16 protein-coding genes are annotated in these 20,789 nt (G+C 63.5%); 9 read left to right on the plus strand and 7 right to left on the minus strand.

The window, feature by feature from the left end; translation table 11 throughout:
* Positions 1–240 precede the first annotated feature (240 nt).
* The 9 genes from katG (at position 241) to C2L65_RS41430 (ending at position 11,877) form a co-directional block, all read left to right on the plus strand.
* On the plus strand, positions 241–2,505 hold the full coding sequence (katG, locus tag C2L65_RS41390; protein ID WP_042305690.1) for a catalase/peroxidase HPI: 2,265 nt from the start codon (positions 241–243) through the stop codon (positions 2,503–2,505).
* Between the two features lie 337 nt (positions 2,506–2,842).
* The gene (locus C2L65_RS41395) at positions 2,843–4,657 is read left to right on the plus strand and encodes an L-lactate permease (protein ID WP_042305691.1); all 1,815 of its coding nucleotides are present in this window, start codon (positions 2,843–2,845) and stop codon (positions 4,655–4,657) included.
* Between the two features lie 242 nt (positions 4,658–4,899).
* Positions 4,900–5,607 (plus strand): phosphate signaling complex protein PhoU, encoded by a 708-nt coding sequence (gene phoU / locus C2L65_RS41400; protein WP_042305692.1) that lies wholly within the window; start codon positions 4,900–4,902, stop codon positions 5,605–5,607.
* A 224-nt stretch (positions 5,608–5,831) separates the two neighbouring features.
* Positions 5,832–6,641 (plus strand): class I SAM-dependent methyltransferase, encoded by an 810-nt coding sequence (locus tag C2L65_RS41405; protein WP_042305739.1) that lies wholly within the window; start codon positions 5,832–5,834, stop codon positions 6,639–6,641.
* Positions 6,642–6,712: 71 nt separating this feature from the next.
* Positions 6,713–7,795 carry an ABC transporter substrate-binding protein gene (locus C2L65_RS41410; RefSeq protein WP_042305693.1) on the plus strand — a complete coding sequence of 361 codons (1,083 nt, stop codon included), beginning with the start codon at positions 6,713–6,715 and terminating at the stop codon, positions 7,793–7,795.
* An 11-nt stretch (positions 7,796–7,806) separates the two neighbouring features.
* Positions 7,807–8,670 carry an ABC transporter permease gene (locus tag C2L65_RS41415; RefSeq protein WP_042305740.1) on the plus strand — a complete coding sequence of 288 codons (864 nt, stop codon included), beginning with the start codon at positions 7,807–7,809 and terminating at the stop codon, positions 8,668–8,670.
* A 24-nt stretch (positions 8,671–8,694) separates the two neighbouring features.
* Complete coding sequence (locus tag C2L65_RS41420; protein WP_042305694.1) at positions 8,695–9,588, plus strand: ABC transporter permease; 894 nt, start codon at positions 8,695–8,697, stop codon at positions 9,586–9,588.
* A gap of 23 nt (positions 9,589–9,611) precedes the next feature.
* Positions 9,612–10,469 carry an ABC transporter ATP-binding protein gene (locus tag C2L65_RS41425; RefSeq protein WP_042305695.1) on the plus strand — a complete coding sequence of 286 codons (858 nt, stop codon included), beginning with the start codon at positions 9,612–9,614 and terminating at the stop codon, positions 10,467–10,469.
* A 37-nt stretch (positions 10,470–10,506) separates the two neighbouring features.
* A complete protein-coding gene (locus C2L65_RS41430) occupies positions 10,507–11,877 on the plus strand; it encodes an LLM class flavin-dependent oxidoreductase (protein WP_042305696.1) in 1,371 nt (456 codons plus the stop codon).
* A 32-nt stretch (positions 11,878–11,909) separates the two neighbouring features.
* On the opposite strand, the gene C2L65_RS41435 is transcribed toward C2L65_RS41430, so the two are convergent.
* From C2L65_RS41435 to C2L65_RS41465, 7 genes are all read right to left on the minus strand, one after another.
* Positions 11,910–12,491 (minus strand): c-type cytochrome, encoded by a 582-nt coding sequence (locus tag C2L65_RS41435; RefSeq protein WP_042305697.1) that lies wholly within the window; start codon positions 12,489–12,491, stop codon positions 11,910–11,912.
* Positions 12,484–13,761 carry a sulfite dehydrogenase gene (gene soxC, locus C2L65_RS41440; RefSeq protein ID WP_052426819.1) on the minus strand — a complete coding sequence of 426 codons (1,278 nt, stop codon included), beginning with the start codon at positions 13,759–13,761 and terminating at the stop codon, positions 12,484–12,486. Before soxC ends, C2L65_RS41435 begins: the two co-directional genes overlap by 8 nt.
* Positions 13,739–14,479: an amino acid ABC transporter permease gene (locus C2L65_RS41445; RefSeq protein WP_042305698.1), complete on the minus strand. Its 741-nt coding sequence runs from the start codon at positions 14,477–14,479 to the stop codon at positions 13,739–13,741. The genes soxC and C2L65_RS41445 overlap by 23 nt, the downstream gene beginning before the upstream one ends.
* Positions 14,476–15,207, minus strand: coding sequence for an amino acid ABC transporter permease (locus tag C2L65_RS41450; RefSeq protein ID WP_042305699.1), 732 nt, complete (start codon positions 15,205–15,207; stop codon positions 14,476–14,478). Before C2L65_RS41450 ends, C2L65_RS41445 begins: the two co-directional genes overlap by 4 nt.
* Positions 15,208–15,214: 7 nt before the next feature.
* Complete coding sequence (locus C2L65_RS41455) at positions 15,215–16,033, minus strand: ABC transporter substrate-binding protein (protein ID WP_042305700.1); 819 nt, start codon at positions 16,031–16,033, stop codon at positions 15,215–15,217.
* Between the two features lie 162 nt (positions 16,034–16,195).
* Positions 16,196–17,695: an efflux transporter outer membrane subunit gene (locus C2L65_RS41460; protein ID WP_042305701.1), complete on the minus strand. Its 1,500-nt coding sequence runs from the start codon at positions 17,693–17,695 to the stop codon at positions 16,196–16,198.
* The gene (locus C2L65_RS41465; RefSeq protein WP_042305702.1) at positions 17,692–20,787 is read right to left on the minus strand and encodes an efflux RND transporter permease subunit; all 3,096 of its coding nucleotides are present in this window, start codon (positions 20,785–20,787) and stop codon (positions 17,692–17,694) included. Before C2L65_RS41465 ends, C2L65_RS41460 begins: the two co-directional genes overlap by 4 nt.
* Positions 20,788–20,789 lie beyond the last annotated feature (2 nt).

Here is a 20,789-nt window from a genome sequence, read left to right on the forward strand (position 1 = left end):
GAATCCGCTCCCGCGCTATAGCGGCGAGCTATTGGCGGGATTGCCGCAAACGAATTCAGTTGCCCTTCGCCGTCGCATATATTGAAACCGAACAGATGCGCCGACAACGCGGCGATATGCGTAATCGCACATACCGCCGCGGTTGTAACTCGAGGTGCGGGGCGCAGGACGGCGATCTGTCGCACAAGCCCGACACCATCGTAAAACGCATAGTGGAGACATCTCCCAAGGAGACGACGCATGTCAAACGATGCAAAGTGCCCGTTCATTCATGCCGCCGGCGGCGGAACAACCAATCGAGACTGGTGGCCAAAGCAACTTCGGCTGGACCTGCTCAGCCAGCATTCCAGCCGGTCCAATCCACTGGACAAGGATTTCGACTACGCCGAGGCATTCAAGAGCCTCGACCTCGCCGCCGTCAAGAAAGACCTCGCGGCGCTGATGACCGACTCGCAGGACTGGTGGCCCGCCGACTTCGGCCACTATGGACCGCTGTTCATTCGCATGGCATGGCACAGCGCCGGCACGTACCGCACGGGCGACGGACGCGGAGGCGGCGGTCGCGGCCAGCAGCGTTTCGCGCCCCTAAACAGTTGGCCGGACAATGTCAGCCTCGACAAAGCCCGCCGCCTGCTGTGGCCAGTCAAACAGAAATACGGCCAGAAAATCTCGTGGGCCGATCTGCTGATCCTGTCCGGCAATGTCGCGCTCGAAACCATGGGCTTCAAGACCTTCGGCTTCGCGGGCGGTCGCGAGGACACGTGGGAACCGGACCAGGACGTCTATTGGGGTAATGAAAAAACCTGGCTCGGCGGCGACGTCCGCTACGGCAAAGCCGCCGCGCCCCGCGACGCGAGCGACGAAGGTGTGCTCGTCGCCGACGAGGAACTGCACGGCGAAGAAACCAGCCGCACCGATAGCGGGCGCAATCTGGAGAACCCGCTCGGCGCGGTGCAGATGGGCCTGATCTACGTGAACCCGGAAGGCCCGGACGGCAATCCCGATCCGCTCGCCGCCGCGCACGACATCCGCGAAACCTTCGCGCGCATGGCGATGAACGACGAGGAAACCGTCGCGCTGATCGCGGGCGGCCACACTTTCGGTAAAACGCACGGCGCCGGTCCCGCCGATAACGTCGGCGTGGAACCCGAAGCCGCCGAACTCGAAAACCAGGGGTTGGGCTGGAAAAGCAGCTTCGGCAGCGGCAAGGGCGGCGACACGATCACGAGCGGCCTGGAAGTCACGTGGACGGCCACGCCGACGCAGTGGGGCATGGGCTTCTTCCAGAACCTGTTCGGCCACGAATGGGAATTGACCAAGAGCCCCGCCGGCGCGAACCAGTGGGTCGCCAAGGGCGCGACGGCCACGATTCCACATGCGCACGATCCGTCGAAAAAGCTGCTGCCGACGATGCTCACCACCGACCTGTCGCTGCGCCTCGACCCCGAGTACGAGAAGATTTCGCGGCGTTTCATGCAGAACCCGGATGAGTTCGCCGACGCCTTCGCGCGCGCCTGGTTCAAGCTGACGCACCGCGACATGGGGCCACGCGCCCGCTATCTCGGCCCGGAAGTGCCCGCCGAAGAACTGCTGTGGCAGGACCCGATTCCCGCCGTGAACCATCCGTTGGTCGATTCCAACGACATTGCGTCACTGAAGCAGAAGATTCTGGCTTCGGGGCTTTCCGTCGCGCAACTGGTGTCGACGGCGTGGGCGGCGGCGTCGACGTTCCGCGGCTCGGACATGCGCGGTGGCGCCAATGGCGCGCGCATCCGTCTTGCGCCGCAGAAGGATTGGGCGGCCAATCAGCCCGAACAACTGGCGACGGTGCTGAAAACGCTCGAAGGCATCCAGAGCGAGTTCAATGGCGCGGCGACCGGCGGCAAGAAGATTTCGCTCGCCGATCTGATCGTGCTGGCGGGCGGCGCGGCGATCGAGCAGGCCGCGAAGAGTGCCGGGCAGCTCGTCAGCGTGCCGTTCACGCCGGGGCGCATGGACGCGTCGCAGGAGCAGACGGACGGGCAATCCGTCGCCGTGCTGGAGCCGGTCGCCGATGGCTTCCGCAATTTCCTCAAGGGCAAGTACAACGTGCCGGCGGAAGCGCTGCTGATCGACAAGGCGCAACGGCTGACGCTGACAGCGCCGGAAATGACGGTGTTGATCGGCGGCTTGCGCGTGCTGAACGTACACACGGGCGCCGATTCGCACGGTGTCTTCACGAAACGGCCCGAAACCCTGACCAACGACTTCTTCCGCAACCTGCTCGACATGGGCACGGAATGGACGCCTACGACACCCGCGCGCGAGGTGTTCGAAGGTGCCGACCGTCGAACGGGTGAAGTGAAGTGGACGGGCACGCGCGTCGATCTGATCTTCGGTTCGCATGCGCAGTTGCGTGCGCTGTGCGAGGTCTATGCGAGCGAGGACGCGCAGGAGAAGTTCACGCGCGACTTCGTTGCTGCGTGGGTGAAGGTGATGAACCTGGATCGCTTCGATTTGGCTTGAGCGGTTGCCGCGTTTGCGGCTGTTGAATGCGCGGTGCGATTGCCGTTGTTAAAGCGGCAACGCACCGCGTTGTTTTTTGCGCCCCGCGCATCACGCCGACTGCGCGGGTGTCGCAGCGCGTGACACTTGCCCGACTCATTGACCACGCATCGACATTCCCTTCCGCGCCCACAAACGCCTCGCAAACATGCGCCGTGGTGGCCCCAAAACTTGAAATCCGCGATGCGTCCCGCTATACCACAAGCATCGGTCGGGAATCTGTAAGGATCGAGCGCCGGTCCGGCGCGGGTCGTCCGTTGCCGGATGAACGTGAATCCTTGGATCAGGAAGGTAAGCCATGTACCAGCAGACCTATAACCCGTTGGGCAATGCATTCCTTTCCACGATCGTTGCCGCGATCCCGATTCTGACGCTGCTCTACTTCATCGCCCTGCACCGCCACCGCGATGCACAGGGCAACGTGCATCTGGGCATCTCCGCGCCGTATGCGGCGTTTTTCGGCGTCATCGCCGCGTTCATCATCTCGTGTCTCGTCTTCAGGATGCCGGTGGCGTCGGCCGTTTCCGCGTTTGCGCTCGGTTCGCTTTCCGGCTTTCTCGGCATCATCTGGATCGTGCTCGCCGCGATGTTCCTGTACACGATGAGCGTCGTGACGGGCAAGTTCGAGATCGTCAAGGAGTCGATCGTCCATATTTCCTTCGATCGGCGGCTGCAATGCGTGCTGATCGCCTTCTCGTTCGGCGCGATCATCGAGGGCACGTCGGGCTTCGGCACGCCTGTCGCGATCGCCGGCGCCGTGATGGTCGGGCTCGGTTTCCGGCCTTTCCAGTCCGCCGTGCTCAATCTGCTGGCGAATACGGCACCCGTCGCGTGGGGCGCGATCGGCACGCCGATCGTCACGCTCGCGGCCGTGAGCGAACTCGATCAGGTCACGCTGTCGGCGATGGCGGGCCATCAATTGCCGTTCGTCTCGGTCCTCGTGCCTTTCTGGCTGGTCGCGACCTTCGTGAAGATGGAAGGCGGCACGTGGAAAGAAGTCTTCGAAGTCTGGCCCGCGATGCTATGCGCAGGCGGCTCGTTCGCGCTCATGCAGTTCTACGCGTCGGGCAGCCCCGCGCTGCATCTGATGACGGACGTCGTATCCGGCGTGTTCTCGGTGATCTGCACGGCGCTGTTCCTGCGCTTCGTGTGGCACCCGAAAACGCGCTTTCTGCTGCGCGACGAACGCGAAGCGCTCGCGCGCGCCGGCAAGAGCACGACACCCGTCGTGACGGACCGCGGCGAATGGAAGTACAAGTACTCGGCGGCGCAAACGGTCTATGCGTGGATGCCGTGGGTGATCCTGATCGCCTGTTGCGCGCTGTGGGGCGTGCCTGAGTTCAAGAAGCTGCTCAACAACCTGTTCGCGGGCGTCACGTTTTCGACGACGCTGCTCGGCTCGCCGTTCAAGGGCACGCTGTCGCTGCCCGTCTGGGACATGCCCGCGCTGCACAACCTCGTGCAGCGGATGCCGCCCGTCGTGGCCGCCAACGCAAAAGCGGAAGCAGCGCGCTTCACGATCAACTGGCTGTCGGCGGCGGGAACGGGCGTTTTTGTCGCCGCCGTGCTGTCGGGCCTCGTGCTGAGACTGAGCGCCACGCAATGGAAAGACGCCTTCATTCAGACCATGCGCCGCATGAAAATCCCTGTGCTGGTGATCGCCCAGGTGCTGGGCCTCGGATTCCTCACACGCTACTCGGGCACCGACGCCGTGCTCGGCCTCGCGTTCACGGGGGCGGGCGTGCTCTATCCGTTCTTCGCGGCGTTCCTCGGTTGGCTCGGCGTGTTCCTGACGGGCTCCGACACGGCGTCGAACGCGCTTTTCGGCAGCCTGCAACGCATCACCGCGCAGCAGCTCAACCTGAACCCAATCCTGATCGTGGCGACGAACTCGACGGGCGGTGTAATGGGCAAAATGATCGACGCGCAGTCGATCATGGTCGCCTGCGCGGCCTGCTACGACGATCCGAAGGAGCGTTCGTTCGCGCTCGGACCGATTTTCCGCACGGTATTCTTCCATTCCATTGCCGGCGCCGCGCTAATCGGCGTGATTGCGATGTTGCAGGCGTATGTATTCCCCGGGATGATTCCGATCCCGCCTGTTGGCAAATAGCGCTGTCGTGGCCGTCTGGCCGTCCGCGAACGGCCGCGAACGCTCCCCTGCTCCCTCCGAGCCGTTGCCCGCAGGCAACGCGACCTTGCGCGTCGGTATAACCCCGCTTGCATGTGCAATTTTGCATCGTTAACATGAAACGATATATACGGTTTTCTACGCTGCGGAATTCGACGCAGTGTGGCGACAAGCGGTGATACCGCATCACACTACATAGAGCCTGTGTGGCAAGGGGGCGCATCATGTCCGACAAGCATCTCTCCAGTCAGTTCGACGCTGCGCTCAACATGCTATCGACCAACCTGCTGGAAATGGGCGGCGTAGTCGAACGGCAAATTACCCGCTGTCTGTCGTTGCTCGACGCCTATGACCCCGCGCTCGTCGAAGCCATTCGCGACAGCGAGCGTGAGCTGAACGCGCTCGAAATCGAAATCGATGAAGAAATACACCGCGTGATCGCGCGCCGTCAGCCGGCTGCACGCGACCTGCGGCTATTGATGGCCATGTCGAAGTGCGTCACCAACCTCGAACGCATGGGCGACGAAGCGCGCAAGATCTCCAAACGCATGCGGCGCATCGACGAATATGGCGGAACGTCGTCCATCTCGCTGGCCGAGCTGAAGCAGTGCGGTGAACTGGCGTCGTCGATCCTGCATCGGGTGCTCGACGCGTTTGCGCGCATGGACGCCGTGGCCGCCGCGCAGATCGTGCGCGACGACAAGGCCATCGACGATGTATTCCGCGCATTCGTCCAGCGGCTCGTGACACACATGAACGAGACGCCGCGCACCGTTTCGGTCGCGCTCGAATATCTGTTTATCGCGAAGGCGTTGGAGCGGATCGGCGATCACGCGAAGAACATTGCCGAATTCGTCGTGTTCGTCGTCAAGGGGCGCGATGTGCGTCACATTCCGCTGCGCGAACTCGAACGCGAGGCATTGACGAACTGAGCACGCACTAACACACGGCATTGACATACGTTAGCGGCGAATCAACGGGTCAGGCATCCGCATCGTTCACTGTTGCAGATGCCTGTTCACGATAACAAACGCAGCCGCACCAGAACGTGACAGGAAAGCATCGCAGCGCATATGAATAGCTCGAATGCTTTCTTGTCGTGACGTACTGCGTCGACAAGAATGAGCGCTCAAAGACGACCACTGCGCTCATTCCCATGTCGAAAGCACCCAGCCTGCAGCTCGATTCCGCCACGCTTGCCGACGAATACGATCGCCTCGGCATCCGCCAGTTCAATCATGGTCTGCAACTGCTCGACGCGCTCGACCTGCGCGAAGGCGAACGCGTGCTCGACATTGGCTGCGGCACGGGCCGCCTGACGGAATCGGCCGCGCAGCGTGTCGGCGCACAGGGCGAAGTGCTCGGCATTGATCCGTTGCCGCTGCGCGTCGAGCGCGCGCTGCAACGCGCGCAAGGCCGTTTCGCGGCGCGTGTCGGCCGCGCGGAGCAACTTGCGGGAATCGCCGACGCGCACTTCGACGTCGTCTACCTGAACAGCGTGATTCACTGGATACCGGACCAGCAAGCGGCGTTGCGCGAAGCGTGGCGCGTGCTGAAGCCCGGCGGCCGGATCGGCTTCACGACCATGCCCGCAGACGTACCGCACGACTTGCATCGCGTGCTGCACGCGCTGATCGCCGAAGACCCGGTCTCGCAGCAAACGGAGATCGGCGCGCCGAACAAGCTCACGCGCGAAAGCACGGCAACGCTCGTGGCTTCCGTGGGCTTCGAGCCCACGCTCAACGAAATCCGCGAGTTCGACGACGCATTCGACAACGTCGACGACGTGCTGTCGTTCAGCCGTGCGAGTTCCTTCGGCAATTTCCTGTCGTCGCTGCCCGATCCGCACGTTGCGCGTCTGCGCGAGCGCCTCGCCGACGCGCTCGAGTCGCATCGCGGTCCGCGTGGTCTGCAGTTGACGCGCCGCATGATCTTCACCACGGCTCGCAAACCGCTCGCGCACTAATCGCTCGACGACGGTTCGCCACCTTCGGCGTCCGCCCTTCATCTCTTCTTCCGTTTGCATTCGCTCATTCAATGGACAACCGATTCCGCCGCACCTTCACGCTCGTGAAGTCCGTTCTGCTTGCGACCGCGCTCGCCTTCACCGTGCCGCAGGCACACGCCGATAAACCTGCCGTGATCCGCATCGGCGTCGCGCAGCAAGGCGCGGGCGATCCGCCCACGTTCGGCGGCTCGCCCGCCGCGACGGTGCAGCAGTTGCAATTGCTCGAAAAGGAATTCGCCGCCGACGGCATCAAGGTCGAATGGCTGTTCTTCAAGGGCGCGGGGCCCGCCGTCAACGAAGCCATCGCCGACAAATCGCTCGACTTCGCTTTTCAGGGCGATCTGCCTTCCGTGCTCGGCCGCGCGAATGGCCTGAAGACGCGCATTCTGCTCGAATCGGGCGTACGCGTCGGCGTGAAGATCGCCGTACCGCCCGATTCGCCCGTGCAGTCGGTGAAGGATCTGAAAGGCCGGCGCGTGTCGATCTTTCGCGGCACCAATCTGCAACTCGTCGCGGACAACGTGCTCGCCGCGAACCAGCTCGACGAACGCGACCTGCGCGTGATCAATCTCGACTCGGCGAGTTCGCTGGCTGCGTTGTCGTCGAAGGGCATCGACGCGTCGGTCAACGACTATCACCTCTACAAGCTCCGCGATCAGGGTCTCGCGAAGATCATCTACGAATCGCAGACGGACGGCCCGCAATTCACGCGACAGTCGCATTTGCTCGTGCTCGACGACTTCGACCGCGCGCATCCCGACATCGTGCAGCGCGTGGTCAATGGGTTCGTCAAAGGCGCGCAATGGTCGTCGGACGAGGCGAACCGCGACGCACTCTTCAAGCTGTGGGCGAAGAGCGGCGTCACCTACGCGTCGTGGCAGGCGGAGTTCGCCAACCAGCCTCTGAAGTCGCGCAACTCGCCGCTCGTCGATCCGTTCATCGTGGCGCGCTACAAGGCCGTGGCGAGCGACGCGCTCAAGCTGAAGCTGATCCGCCAACCCGTCGAAGTCGACGGCTGGTTCGAGACGCGCTATCTCGACAACGCACTGCGCACACAGTCGCTCGAGCACTACTGGACGCGTTACGACGCGCAAGGCAAACCGCTGGGTTGACGGAGTCCGCGATGAGCAAGGCGATAGACCAGTGGCCGGCCATTACGAAGCGCGCCACCTCGGATCAGGAGCAGGCAGGCGCGGCATCGGAGCAGGTGCAACGGCGCGTGCGCGCGGCCGCGTGGCATCTCGCGCCGTGGTTGCTGCCTGCCGCGCTGTTTGCGCTATGGAGCGTCGGCTGCGCGCGCGGCTGGATCGCGCCGCAAATTCTTCCGCCACCGCAACAGGTGTTCGACACGCTGTACGAACTCGCGATCAGCGGAGACCTGGCGCGTAACACACTGGTCAGCCTGCAACGCGTGCTGGTCGGCTTCGGCGTCGGCGCGCTCGCGGGCTTCTTCATCGGCGCGGCATTGGGTTTGTCGCGCACCGTCGAAGCCTACGTGCTGCCCACCTTCAATGCGCTCGTGCAGATTCCCGTGTTGGGCTGGCTGCCGTTTCTGCTGTTGCTGGTCGGCGTCGGCGAGCCGTTGAAGTACATCCTGATCGCACATGCCGCGCTTGTGCCCGTTACGTTGAGCACGATGCAAGGCGTGCGGAACACGCCCGCCGCGCTCGATGAAGTTGCGCGCGTATTCGGCTACAGCCGTTTGCAGCGCGTCGTGTATGTCGTGCTACCCGCCGCCGTGCCGACGCTCGCCACGGGCGTGCGGCTCGCGTTCACCAAGGCGTGGCTCGCGCTCGTCGTGGTCGAACTGGTGGCGTCGTCGGAAGGGCTCGGCTATCTGATCGTGTATGGCCGGCAGTTGTTTCAGCTCGACCTGGTGATGGCTTCCGTCGTGATCGTCGGCGCAATCGGCTTTGCGATCAACCGCGCGCTCGATGCGCTCGAAGCCCGTCTGCGGCGCGGACAACCGTCGGCATTTCGCGAGTGAATCATTCGATCGAGGACACACGTCATGCCTTCCACACGTCCGCTTCCACGTCTTTTCTCGCAGCGCAAATCCAGCGGACCGCCGCCGTGCAGTTGCGACGCACCCGCAAAGCCCGAACGTCTGTCCGCACTCAAACAGCGTCTTTCCACGTTCAACTGGCGCGGCCTTGTGCTGCCGCTCGCCGCGTTCGCGCTGTGGTGGCTCGTGTCGGCGTTGCATCTCGTCAAGAGCGGCCTGCTCGTCAGCCCTGTCGATGTCGCGCGCACTGCGGTGCAGCAGATTCAAAGCGGCGCGTTGCTGCGCGCGCTGTCGGCTTCGCTCGCGCGTGAAGCGAGCGGCTTCGTGATCGGCACGGCGGGCGGCCTTCTGCTCGGCGCGGCGCTCGGTTTCTCGCGCATCGCCACACGACTGATCGGCCCGACGTTCGACACGTTCAAGCAAATCTCGCTGTTCGCATGGATACCGCTGATCTCCGTGTGGTTCGGTCTCGGCGACATGGCGAAAGTCGTGTTCCTGTCGCTGGCCGCGCTGCTGCCCGTCGCCGCGCATACGTGCGACGGCATCCACGCCGTGTCGCCGCGCTATGTCGAAGTCGCTCGCGCGTTTCGCTATTCGCGCCTGCAAATGGCGCGCTTCGTGATTCTTCCCGCCGCGCTGCCGTCGATCTTCACGGGCATCTATCTCGCGCTGATCTACTCGTGGCTCGCGACGCTCGGCGCCGAATATCTGCTCGTCGCGGGCAGCGGGATCGGCAACACGCTGATCGACGGCAGCGAGCAGTTCAGGATGGATCTCGTGCTGTTTGGAATCATCGTCGTCGGCATCACGGGCTGGGCGCTCAACGCGCTTGCGCGCGGCGTCGAACGGCGCGTGCTTGCGCGGCGCAGCGGTGCATCGCGCGAACGCGCCGCTGCATGACATCAACATTCAGGTAACGGCATATGACGACAACAGTCTCCGAAGGCATCCGCATCCGCAACGTCAGCAAACGCTACGCACAGCAGGACGAAGCGAACGGCACGCTGCTCGTGCTCGACGACATCTCGCTCGATATCGCGCAAGGCGAATTCGTCAGCGTGCTCGGCGCCAGCGGTTGCGGTAAGTCAACGCTGCTGCGGCTCGTCGCTGGGCTCGACCGCGACTTTCGCGGCGATATCAGCGTGGATGGCGAGCGCGTGCGCGACACGTCGCTCGAACGCGGCATCGTGTTTCAGGATCACCGGCTGTTCCCGTGGCTCACGGCTTCGCAGAACATTCTCGCCGCATTGCGCAACGCGCCGCTTTCGACACAGCAAAAGCGCGACGCCGTCGCCGAGCATGTTGCGCTCGTCGGCCTCGAAGGCTTCGAGCATGCGTATCCGCATCAGTTGTCGGGCGGCATGGCACAGCGTGTCGCGATTGCGAGAGGGCTCGTGAACCGGCCACGCGTGCTGTTGCTCGACGAACCGTTCGGCGCGCTCGACGCGTTGACGCGCGGCCGCCTGCAAAACGAATTGCAGCGCATCTGGCAACACGAGCGAATCACGATGATTCTCGTCACGCACGACGTCGACGAAGCGATCTATCTGGGCGACCGCGTCGTGACGATGGCGCCGCGTCCAGGCCGCGTGAAGCGCATCGCCCATGTCGATCTGCCACGCCCGCGCGAGCGCAGCGACGCGCGCTTCGTACGGCTGCGCGAGCAGATCCTCGCCGATTTCACCGACCGGCCCGCGCCCGCCGATCACGACACACCCGGCAGCGGCCTGCGCGCAAACGCGCATGAACCGCGCATCACCGAATGGCGCCTCGCGTGGTGAAGCCCGATTTCTTTCGACGTCGATCAAGGAAACTACAGTGAGCGAAGCACGACAACACCAAAGGCAGATCAGCCTCGGCGCATTCCTGATGGAAACGGGACACCACATCGCCGCATGGCGCCACCCCGACACGCACGCGACGGGCGGCCTCGACTTCGCGCACTATGCGCAGCTCGCGCAGATCGCCGAGCGCGCGAAGTTCGACGCGATCTTCTTCGCCGACAGCGTCAGCGTGCGCGACACGCATCTGCCGTCGCTGTCGCGTACGGCACGCGCGGATCACTTCGAGCCGCTGACGCTACTGTCCGCGCTGTCCGTCGTGACTTCGCATATCGGTCTGGTCGCCACGGTTTCCACGACCTTCAACGAACCGTACAACGTCGCGCGCAAATTTGCTTCGCTCGATCATCTAAGCGGCGGACGATCCGGCTGGAATCTCGTCACGTCGAGTACGGAGACGGAAGCGCACAACTTCGGCTTCGACAAGCATCCCGATCACGCGTTGCGCTACGAGCGCGCGAAAGAATTCCACGACGTGGTGACAGGGCTGTGGGATAGCTGGGACGACGACGCGTTCCTGCGCGACAAGGCGAGCGGCGTCTATTTCGATCCCGACAAGGTGCATGTGCTCGATTATCGCGGCAAGCATTTCAAGGTACGCGGGCCATTGAACGTCGCGCGTTCGCCGCAGGGACGGCCCGTCGTGATTCAGGCGGGTGCATCCGATGCAGGCAAGGAACTCGCCGCGCAAACAGCCGAAGTGATCTTCGTCGCGCACCAGACGCTCGACGAAGCGAAGCATTTCTATCGCGACGTGAAAGGTCGGCTCGCGCGCTATGGACGCCGGCCCGAGCATCTGAAGATCATGCCTGGCATCTTTCCCGTAATCGGCAGAACGCAGCAGGAAGCGCAAGACAAGTTCGACGCGTTGCAGGACCTGATTCATCCGACCGTCGGATTGCAGTTGCTGTCGAATATGTCGGGTGGCGTCGATCTGTCGAAGTACGACGTCGACGGGCCTGTGCCAGAGTTGCCGGAAACCAATGGCGGCAAGAGCCGGCAACGGCTTCTGCTCGACCTCGCGCGCCGCGACAATCTGACGATACGCGAGCTATATCTGCGCATCGCGGGTGCGCGCGGGCATCAGCAGGTGATCGGCACGCCGCAGAGCATCGCCGACCAGTTGCAGCAATGGTTCGAAGAGGAAGGCGCCGATGGCTTCAACATCATGTCGCCGTGGCTGCCCGGTGGACTGAGCGAGTTCGCCGAACTGGTCGTGCCGGAGTTGCAGCGCCGCGGACTGTTTCGCACCGAATACGCGGGCCGCACGCTGCGCGATCATCTGGGGCTGCCGCGTCCGGAGAACCAGTTCTCGGCACACGCTGCGCAACTTGCGCAGACGGCCTGACCGGTTGTTCTACGCGCGACGGGGCGAGTCGGCTACAGACGCCCCGGTCGCGGATCAGCAATGAAGCCGTCGCGATTGGGCATGCGAACCGACGCGAGCGAATGCGCATCGAGCCGCACATCGTCGGGCACGATGCCGTTCTGGTTCAGAATCCACGCGCTCACCGCATAGACTTCATCGGCGCTAAGCGATTGCGGCGCGTTGTACGGCATCGCGCGGCGGATGTAGTCGAACAGCGTCGTCGCATACGGCCAATAGCTGCCTACCGTGCGCTTCGGGTTCGCTGAGGTAAGCGTGCCGCGTCCGCCAATCAGCTGATCGCCGATCAGCCCTTCTCCCTTCGCACCGTGGCACGCGGCGCATTTGGCCGCGAAGATCTTGCCGCCCATCGCAACATCGCCGCTGCCCGCGGGCAAACCGTGGCCATCGGGCGCGACGTCGATATTCCATGCGGCGATGTCGGCATCGCTAACAGGCGTGCCGATCGCATCGGCCGATTTGCGCAGATCCGCATTCAACGCGGGCCGTTGCGCATCATGCGACGCGGTCAACGAAGCCGAACACGCAGCCAGCGACGCGCAAAGCAAAGACACTCGAAAAATGGACTTAAGCATTTTTCACGCTTCCATCGGCGCCGATGCGCCACTGGTGGATGCCGTTGTAGTGATAGTTCGAGTTCAGCCCGCGCGCCTGCACGAGAGCCTCGCGCGTCGGCTGCACATAACCGGTCGAATCCGTGGCGCGCGACAGAATGGCGGCTGGCTCACCGTTCCAGACCCAGCCCGATTGAAAACGCGTCAACGCGCGATCGCGCGGCGTGTCGTCGAGCGCCGCGTCCTGCCACGTCTTCCCGCCATCCGTCGATACTTCGACCCGGCGAATCGCGCCGCGCCCTGACCACGCGAGACCGACAATCGGATAAAAGCCGCGCACCGTCAGCTTTTGCCCCGACGAAGGCCGCGTAATCACCGACTTCGCGTCCATCTCGAACACGAACTGCCGCGCGCTTCCATCCGGCAGCAGCCCCGTGTATTTCGACGTTTCCTCACGCGTCTCCAGCGGCGCATCGACGATCTTCAGACGCCGCAGCCACTTCACGTTCGTATTGCCTTCGAAGCCCGGCACGAGTAGCCGCAGCGGATACCCATTCTCGGGCCGCAAACGCTCGCCGTTTTGCGCATAGACGACAAGGGCCCGGTCGAGAATGCGGTCGAGCGGCAGGCTGCGCGTCATCGCGGCAGCATCGGCGCCTTCGGCGAGCAGCCATTTCGGCGCGCGTCCGTCCGTCGCTGCGGCGAGTCCGCCCGTCGCTTCGAGCAAGGTCGAAAGACGCACACCCGTCCATTCGCAACACGACAGCAGTCCGTGCGTGATCTGCACAGGCAGGCCGCTCGGGCCTTTCCATTCGCTCCCCGTGTTGCCCGAGCATTCCAGGAAATGAATCCGCGACTCGGACGGCAGACGCAGCAGATCATCCATCGTGAAGAGCTTCGGCTCGCGCACCAGGCCGTGAACGACGAGGCGGTGCGCGTTGGGATCGATATCCGGCACGCCCGAATGATGACGCTCGTACACGAGCCCGTTCGGCGTGATCGTGCCGTGCAGGTCCGCGAGCGGCGTGAGCGACGAGGCCGCGCCCGGCATCGGCCATGCGCGCGCCGCGCGGCGCACCACGTTCGCTTCGCGCGGCGACGGTTGTCCGTACGGATGATCGAGGATCGGCGCACCGGGCGTTTGCGTCCACGGATCGACGTCCAGCGGGCGCAACAGCGTCGCTGCCTTCACGCCGGGCGCGACCAGCGCGGAGAGCGCCAGCCCGCCGAGCATCCGGCGACGCGGCAACGCGGGAGCGGTCTTGGGTTCAGGAATCGGCGGATTGGACATGAGGGAACCGGGTGATTCGCGAGTGCGCGTCGGGCGTATTTCGACGCCGCCCGGCATCGAGCAGGCGCGTCGCGCAAAATTGCAGCGCGGAGCACAGCAGCAGATAAACCAGACCGACGAACAGGAATATCTGCACGGGATAGACCATCAGCCGGTTATTGACCTGGTTGGCGAGAAACGTGAACTCAGGCACGCCCACGATATACGCCAGCGACGTGTCCTTGATCAGCGACACCCACTGGTTCACGAACGACGGCGTCATGATCCGCACGGCCTGCGGCAGCAGCACATAGCGCAACGCCTGCCAGCGCGTGAGGCCCAGCGACAACGCCGCCTGCTCCTGCCCCGCGCGGACGGCGGCGATGCCCGCCTGCACCGAATGCGACAGATACGCGCCGCCGATCAGCGCCAGCGCGCATACGACGGTTGCGAGTCCCGGCACGTCGATGTGCAGCAGCATCGGCATCAGGAAGAACGTCCAGAAGATCAGCATCAGGACGGGAATCGCGCGGAAAAAGCCCACGACTGCAGTAAGCGCGAGATGCACCGCACCGCGCGTCATCGACAGTGCAATGCCGCCCGCGAGTCCGACCAAAGCGGACAGGAGCGCCGACACAATCGACATCACCAGCGTCAACGCCGCCCCACCAAGCGGGCCATTCGGAAACGTGCCGAGCAGCAGATAACGCAGCGTCGGCAGCCAGTCGATTGCGCTCATGCGGTGCCTCGCTGCCACGCGTGCGCGCTGCGGCGCTTCCAGAGAAGCAAGCCGACTTCGATCGCCGCGATCGTCGCGATATAGAGAACCGTCGCAGCGCCGAACGCCTGAAACGTCTTGAACGTTTCGGTATCGACTTGCCGCGACGTGTACGACAGTTCCGCGAGACCGATCGCCATCGTCAGCGACGAGTTCTTCACGATGTTCATGTATTGCCCCGCAAGCGGCGGCGTTGCAATACGGATCGCCTGCGGCAGGATCACATAGCGGAACGTGCCAAGCGGCGCGAGTCCCAACGCCGCGGCGGCCTGATACTGCCCGTCCTTGACGCCGCGCATTCCCGCGCGAAACTCTTCACCGACGAACGTCGTCGCATAGCACGTCAACCCGATCCAGCCCGCGACGAACTCGAACGGTGGCCACGAAAGCGTGAACGTCCACAAAGAAAGCGTATGCGGCGTATTGAGCCACTCCATCCAGCTTTGCGGAAGCAAGGTCGCTGCACCGAAGTACCAGAACAGCAACTGCACAAGCAACGGCGAGTTGCGAAAAACGAGCACATACAGCGCAGCAACGCGCGTAACGAAGCCGTTACGCGCGTTGCGCGCCATCGCGAGTGCGAAACCCAACAGCGTCGCCGACACGATCACGCACGCCGACAACAGCAACGTCATCAAAAAGCCGTGCGCGAGCCACCCGACGTACTTCGGTTCCAGCCAGCCGTTCATACGCGGTTCAGCTCTTCTGCGGATCGCCGATCTTGAACAGACGCGGCAGCGGTGCGCGGCTGGTCGGGCCGAACCATTGATCGTAGATCTTGCCCGCCGTGCCGTTCGCTTCGAGTCCCTTGAGCGTGTCATCGACCACGCTCAACAGACGCGCCTCGCCCTTCGGCACGCCGACACCTTCATAGTCGTTGGAAATCGTGAACGGCGAAATTTCGTAGTTTGCCTTGTCCGGCACGTTCGCCAGCAGCGCGACGAGCTTCGGGCCGTCCTGCGTGATCGCCTGCACGTTGCCCGTGCGCAGCGCGGCGAAGGCGAACGGCGTGTCGTCGTACGCGACGATGGTCGCGCCCGGGAATTGCGCACGAACCTGCTGCTCGTTCGTCGTGCCTTTATCCGCGCCGACGCGCAGGCTGTTCAGTTGTTGCGGCGTTTTCAGCACGCCCTTCTTCGCGATGAACTGCGTGCCCGACGCAAAATACGGCGTGCTGAAATCGACTTCTTTCTTGCGCTCGTTGGTGATCGTGAAGTTCGCGAACACCAGATCGACCTTGCCCGACTTCAGAAACGCAATGCGGTTAGCGGGATTGGTCGGCTGGATTTCGAGCTTCACGCCGAGTTTGTCCGCGACGGCACGCGCGTAATCGACATCGAGCCCAACAATCTGATTGTTCTTCGGATCGACGAAGCCAAACGGCGGATTGCTGTCGAAGGTCGCGACGCGCAGCACGCCTGCCTTCTTGATGTCGTCGAGACGGTCGGCATGCGCCGCACTGGAAGCGGCGAGCATCAACCCCATGATGACAGCGCCAGCGAATCGGATTTTCATGGTAAAGACCTTCTGATAGTTATGCGTGTAGCGGCGTGCAACGGCTCATCGCCGATATCGATGATGAGCCGCGACTTTAGCAACGCCCATGCGCGCGACGAACCAATAAATCGTCACGAGCAAAGCGGTACACGTCATATGCGCCGCATCGGGCGCACTTCACTATTCAGGGGCTTCCGCCGCCTTCGCTGTTTTTACGTTGCCGTCCCAGCCGCCGCCCAATGCTTTCACGAGCATGACGGCGTTCTGTAGCGCGGTGCTGCTGTAATCGAGCGCGATCTTGCGGTCCTGCACTTGTGTCAATTGCGTGTCGAGCACATCGATGCGGCTCGACGTCCCCGCCGCGAAATTGCGCTGCTGGCTGGCCGCGAGTTCGCCGCTGCGTTGCGCGACGTCGGTCGATGCCGCCGCCTGGCGCGTCGCGATCTGCACCGCGCTCAAATAGTCTTCGACATCCTGGAACGCGCTCAACACCGTCTGCCGGTACGCGGCGACTTCCTGATCGTAGTTGGCGCGTGCAGCGCGCACCGACGCGCTCGTCGCGCCCGCATCGAACACCGTTTGCGCGACGTCGAATCCAAGCGACCAGAAGCGCGTCGGCAGCGAGACTAGATGCGCAAGCGAGGTGCCGCTCCAGCCGCCATCCGCCGACAGTGTGATGGTCGGGAAATAGCCCGCCTTCGCGACGCCGATCTTTGCGTTGTATTGCGCAACCGTGCGTTCGGCCTGCACGACGTCAGGCCGCCGCTGCAGCAACGCAGACGGCAGCGAAACGGGCAGCCCAGGCAACTCGAACCGATAGTCCGCCTGCACCGGCAACGAGAACGCGGCAGGCGCTTCGCCGATCAGCACGGCAATCGCATGCTCATACTGACGGCGCGTGAGTTGCGCGCTCGCGATGCTTTCGTCGATGGCTTGCAGCGTGTTGTGTGCGGTGCGTACATCGTCATATGACGAGACGCCGTGCTTGTACTTGGCTTCCGTCAGCGCGAGCAGTTCAGCGTCGATCCGGCGTTCTTCATCGAGGATCGCGAGATCGGCGTCGGCGGCCCGCACGGTGAAATAGTCGACGGCCAGTGTCGCGAGCACGCTCAAGCGTTCTCCTGCTAGTTGCGCATCCGATGCCTGCGCGCTCGCCTCGCTCGCTTCGACGGAGCGCCGCACGCTGCCCCACAGGTCCGGCTCCCAGCTCGCCTCCAGTTGCGCCGACACGCTCTTCGACGCGTAGCTGCTGACGGTTCCGCTCGACGACACCTGTGTCGTGCTCCCACTGCCCGAACGCGTGCCCGAGCCCGCAAAGGAAACCGTTGGAAACAGGCTCGCGCGTGCCGACGCCACCTGGGCGCGCGCGGAGCGATACGCCGCGTCGTACTGCGCGAGCGTCTGGTTCGCCTTCAATGCGCGCTCGCACAGATCGTTGAGCGTCTGGTCGCCGAACATCGTCCACCAACGGCTATCTAGCGAGGCCGCCGGATCGGGCTTAGCCTGTTGCCAGACTCCGCTCGCGTCGGGGCTGTTCATCTCCTTGAACGTGGCGGGCACGGCGACGTCGGGCTTTTTGTAGTCGGGGCCGATTGCGCAGCCAGCGCACAGAGTCGCAATGGCGGCAGCCACGATCGTTCGATGCACACGCCGCATCGTGCGCGTTGCTTTGTCCATCATGAAGGGTTTCCGTTACGTGAGGCGCGGCGGCCGTTGAAGCGGTCGAGCCAGAGGTAGATCACGGGCGTCGTGAAGAGCGTCAGCAACTGGCTGACCATCAGGCCGCCGAGAATCGCGACGCCGAGCGGATGACGAAACTCGTGCCCATAGCCCGAACTGACGATCAGCGGCACCGCGCCGAACAGCGCGGCAAGTGTCGTCATCATGATCGGCCGGAAGCGCGTGAGACACGCCTGATAGATCGAGTCTTCCGCGCTCGCGCCCTGTTCGCGCTCGTACGTGACCGCGAAGTCGACCATCATGATCGCGTTCTTCTTCACGATACCGATCAGCAGCACGATGCCGATCAGCGCGATGATCGTCAGTTCATAGCCGCATACGTAGAGCGCGATCAGCGCGCCGAGGCCCGCCGAGGGCAGTGTCGAGAGTATCGTCAGCGGATGAATCAGGTTCTCGTACAGAATGCCGAGCGCGATATACACCGCAATTAACGCGCCGATGATCAGCAGCACTTCGCTGCCGCCCGACTGCTGCATCATCGCGCCTTGCCCCGCGAACGCCGGCAAAATCGTGTTCGGCAGATTCAGCGACGCGACGGCCGCCTTGATAGCCGCATTCGCATCGCTCATCGACACGCCTTCGCGCAGGTTGTACGACAGCGTGACAGCGGGAAACTGGTTGTCGTGCGCGATCGTGACGGGCGCGTGCGACAGCGTGCGTGTGGCGAGCGCGGATAGTGGAACCAGTGTTGCGTTTGTTGAGGAAGATGTACTTGAGGTACTGGTCGCGTTCGTCGCGGGCACGTACAGCGTGTCCAGCGTCTTCGGGTCTTGCCAGTACTGCGGCGCGACTTCCATCACCACGTGATACTGGTTCGCAGGGCCGTAAACCGTCGCAATCTGGCGCTGGCTGAACGCGTCGTTCAATGCATCGTCGATTGCCTCGAACGGCACGCCCATGCGTGCCGCCGCGTCGCGATTCACCTGCAGCATCATCGAAAGACTCGCGCTTTGCACGTCGGCATTCACGTCGCGCAGCTGCGGCAGCGCGCGCAGCTTCGCCTCGATGCGCGGCACCCACGTATCCAGTTCGTCCTGATTCTCCGCCGTCACCGCGTATTGAAACTGCGCCGAGCTTTGCCGCGCGCCGAACATCAGGTCCTGCGCCGATTGCATCAGCAGACGCACGCCGGGAATGTCCGTCGTGCGATGACTCAGATCGGCGATCACCTGATTCGCGTTGTGCTTGCGTTCCGACAACGGCTTGAGCGTAATGAACATCATGCTGTTGCTCACCGCATTGCGTCCGCCGACGTAGCCCGACACCGATTGCACATCCGGGTTCTGCAGAATGCGCTTGTTGATTTCATCGAACTTCTGCTTCATCGCCTGAAATGAAATGCTCTGCGACGCCTGAACGTTCCCCATCAGCCGCCCCGTGTCTTCGATCGGGAAAAAGCCTTTCGGCATCACGGCCACCATGCCGACATTGGCGAACAGCAGGAACACAGTGACGGCAAGCATCGTCTTCGGATGACGCAGCGCCCAGCGCAGACTGCGCCCGTAAGCGCGTTCGACACGCGGCCCCAACGCGCCTTCGCTCTGCTTGTGCGGCACATGGCGCAACAACAGACGCCCGAGCGTCGGCGCGAGCGTCAGCGAAATGACCATCGAAATCAGGATCGCAATCGCCAGCGACACCGAGAACTCGCGGAACAGCCGCCCAACCAGACCGCTCATCATGATGAGCGGCAGAAACACAACCACCAGCGACACGCTGATCGTCAGCACCGTGAAGCCGACTTCGCGCGTGCCGTCGAGCGCGGCGGCGAGCGGCGACTTGCCCTGATCCAGATGCCGCATGATGTTTTCGACGACGACGATCGCGTCGTCGACCACGAAGCCCGTTGAGATCGTCAGCGCCATCAGCGACAGGTTGTTCAGGCTGTAGCCGAGGAAGTACATCGCGGTGAAGGTGCCCGCGAGTGCGAGCGGCACCGTGATCGCAGGAATCAGCGTGCTGCGCCAGTCGCGGAAGAACGCGTACGACACTGCCGTCACCAGCAGCACGGCCGCCAGCAGCGAGACTTCGACATCGAACACCGACGAGCGGATCGTCTGCGTGCCGTCCAGCACGACGTTCAGCTTCACCGTCGACGGCAAACTCGCGGCGAGTTGCGGCAGCGTGGCGCGAATCGCATCGACGGTCTTGATCACGTTCGCGTTCGGCTGCTTCGACACGATCAGCAGCACCGCCGGCTTTCCGTTCGCGAGGCCATAGTTGCGCAGGTCTTCCGTCGACTTCACCACTTGCGCGACATCGGTGACATGCACCACCGTGCCGTCGTGCGTGTGGATCACGAGCGGCTTGTAGTCGGCGGGTTCCATCAACTGATCGTTCGCGCCCAGCACATAGTGCTCGCCGTTCATGCTGACGGCGCCCTTCGGCAGATCGACGTTCGCGTTCGCCAACGCAGTGCGCACGGAGTCGAGCGCGATGCCGTAGTGGCTCAGCTGATCCGGATTCAGTTCGACGCGCACCGCCGGCAGCGCGCCGCCGCCCACGGTCACATCGCCGACGCCTTGCACCTGCAACAGCTTCTGTTGCAGCACCGATGACGCATAGTCGTACATCTGCCCGACGCCCACCGTATCCGACGTCAGCCCGACGATCATCACGGGCGCGGCAGCCGGATTCATCTTGCGATAAGTCGGCGTTTGCGTGAGCGTCGTGGGCAGATTGCTGCGCGCGGCGTTGATCGCCGCCTGCACGTCGCGCGCGGCGCCGTCGATATCGCGGTTCAGATCGAACTGCAACACGATCTGCGACGAACCCGACGAGCTTTGCGACGTCATCTGCGTGAGGCCCGCAATCGAGCCGAAGGCGCGTTCGAGCGATGCCGTCACGGTCTTGGCGACCGTATCGGGATTCGCGCCCGAAAGCGTCGCGCTGACCATCACGACGGGAAAATCCACCGACGGCAGCGCCGCGACAGGCAGCAGCCGGAACGCGACGATGCCGAACAGCGCGAGACCGATCGCAAGCAGCATCGTGCCGACGGGACGGCGAATGAACGGAGCGGACAGATTCATGC

Origin of the sequence: Paraburkholderia terrae, from assembly GCF_002902925.1 — a bacterium.
Taxonomy (GTDB): Bacteria; Pseudomonadota; Gammaproteobacteria; order Burkholderiales; family Burkholderiaceae; genus Paraburkholderia; species Paraburkholderia terrae.

What these genes read in the sequence shown, in the direction of transcription:
- katG (WP_042305690.1), top strand. Translation starts at nt 241, where the DNA reads ATGTCAAACGATGCAAAGTGCCCGTTCATTCATGCCGCCGGCGGCGGA.
- C2L65_RS41395 (WP_042305691.1), top strand. Translation starts at nt 2,843, where the DNA reads ATGTACCAGCAGACCTATAACCCGTTGGGCAATGCATTCCTTTCCACG.
- phoU (WP_042305692.1), top strand. Translation starts at nt 4,900, where the DNA reads ATGTCCGACAAGCATCTCTCCAGTCAGTTCGACGCTGCGCTCAACATG.
- C2L65_RS41405 (WP_042305739.1), top strand. Translation starts at nt 5,832, where the DNA reads ATGTCGAAAGCACCCAGCCTGCAGCTCGATTCCGCCACGCTTGCCGAC.
- C2L65_RS41410 (WP_042305693.1), top strand. Translation starts at nt 6,713, where the DNA reads ATGGACAACCGATTCCGCCGCACCTTCACGCTCGTGAAGTCCGTTCTG.
- C2L65_RS41415 (WP_042305740.1), top strand. Translation starts at nt 7,807, where the DNA reads ATGAGCAAGGCGATAGACCAGTGGCCGGCCATTACGAAGCGCGCCACC.
- C2L65_RS41420 (WP_042305694.1), top strand. Translation starts at nt 8,695, where the DNA reads ATGCCTTCCACACGTCCGCTTCCACGTCTTTTCTCGCAGCGCAAATCC.
- C2L65_RS41425 (WP_042305695.1), top strand. Translation starts at nt 9,612, where the DNA reads ATGACGACAACAGTCTCCGAAGGCATCCGCATCCGCAACGTCAGCAAA.
- C2L65_RS41435 (WP_042305697.1), bottom strand. Translation starts at nt 12,491, where the DNA reads ATGCTTAAGTCCATTTTTCGAGTGTCTTTGCTTTGCGCGTCGCTGGCT.
- soxC (WP_052426819.1), bottom strand. Translation starts at nt 13,761, where the DNA reads ATGTCCAATCCGCCGATTCCTGAACCCAAGACCGCTCCCGCGTTGCCG.
- C2L65_RS41445 (WP_042305698.1), bottom strand. Translation starts at nt 14,479, where the DNA reads ATGAGCGCAATCGACTGGCTGCCGACGCTGCGTTATCTGCTGCTCGGC.
- C2L65_RS41450 (WP_042305699.1), bottom strand. Translation starts at nt 15,207, where the DNA reads ATGAACGGCTGGCTGGAACCGAAGTACGTCGGGTGGCTCGCGCACGGC.
- C2L65_RS41455 (WP_042305700.1), bottom strand. Translation starts at nt 16,033, where the DNA reads ATGAAAATCCGATTCGCTGGCGCTGTCATCATGGGGTTGATGCTCGCC.
- C2L65_RS41460 (WP_042305701.1), bottom strand. Translation starts at nt 17,695, where the DNA reads ATGATGGACAAAGCAACGCGCACGATGCGGCGTGTGCATCGAACGATC.
- C2L65_RS41465 (WP_042305702.1), bottom strand. Translation starts at nt 20,787, where the DNA reads ATGAATCTGTCCGCTCCGTTCATTCGCCGTCCCGTCGGCACGATGCTG.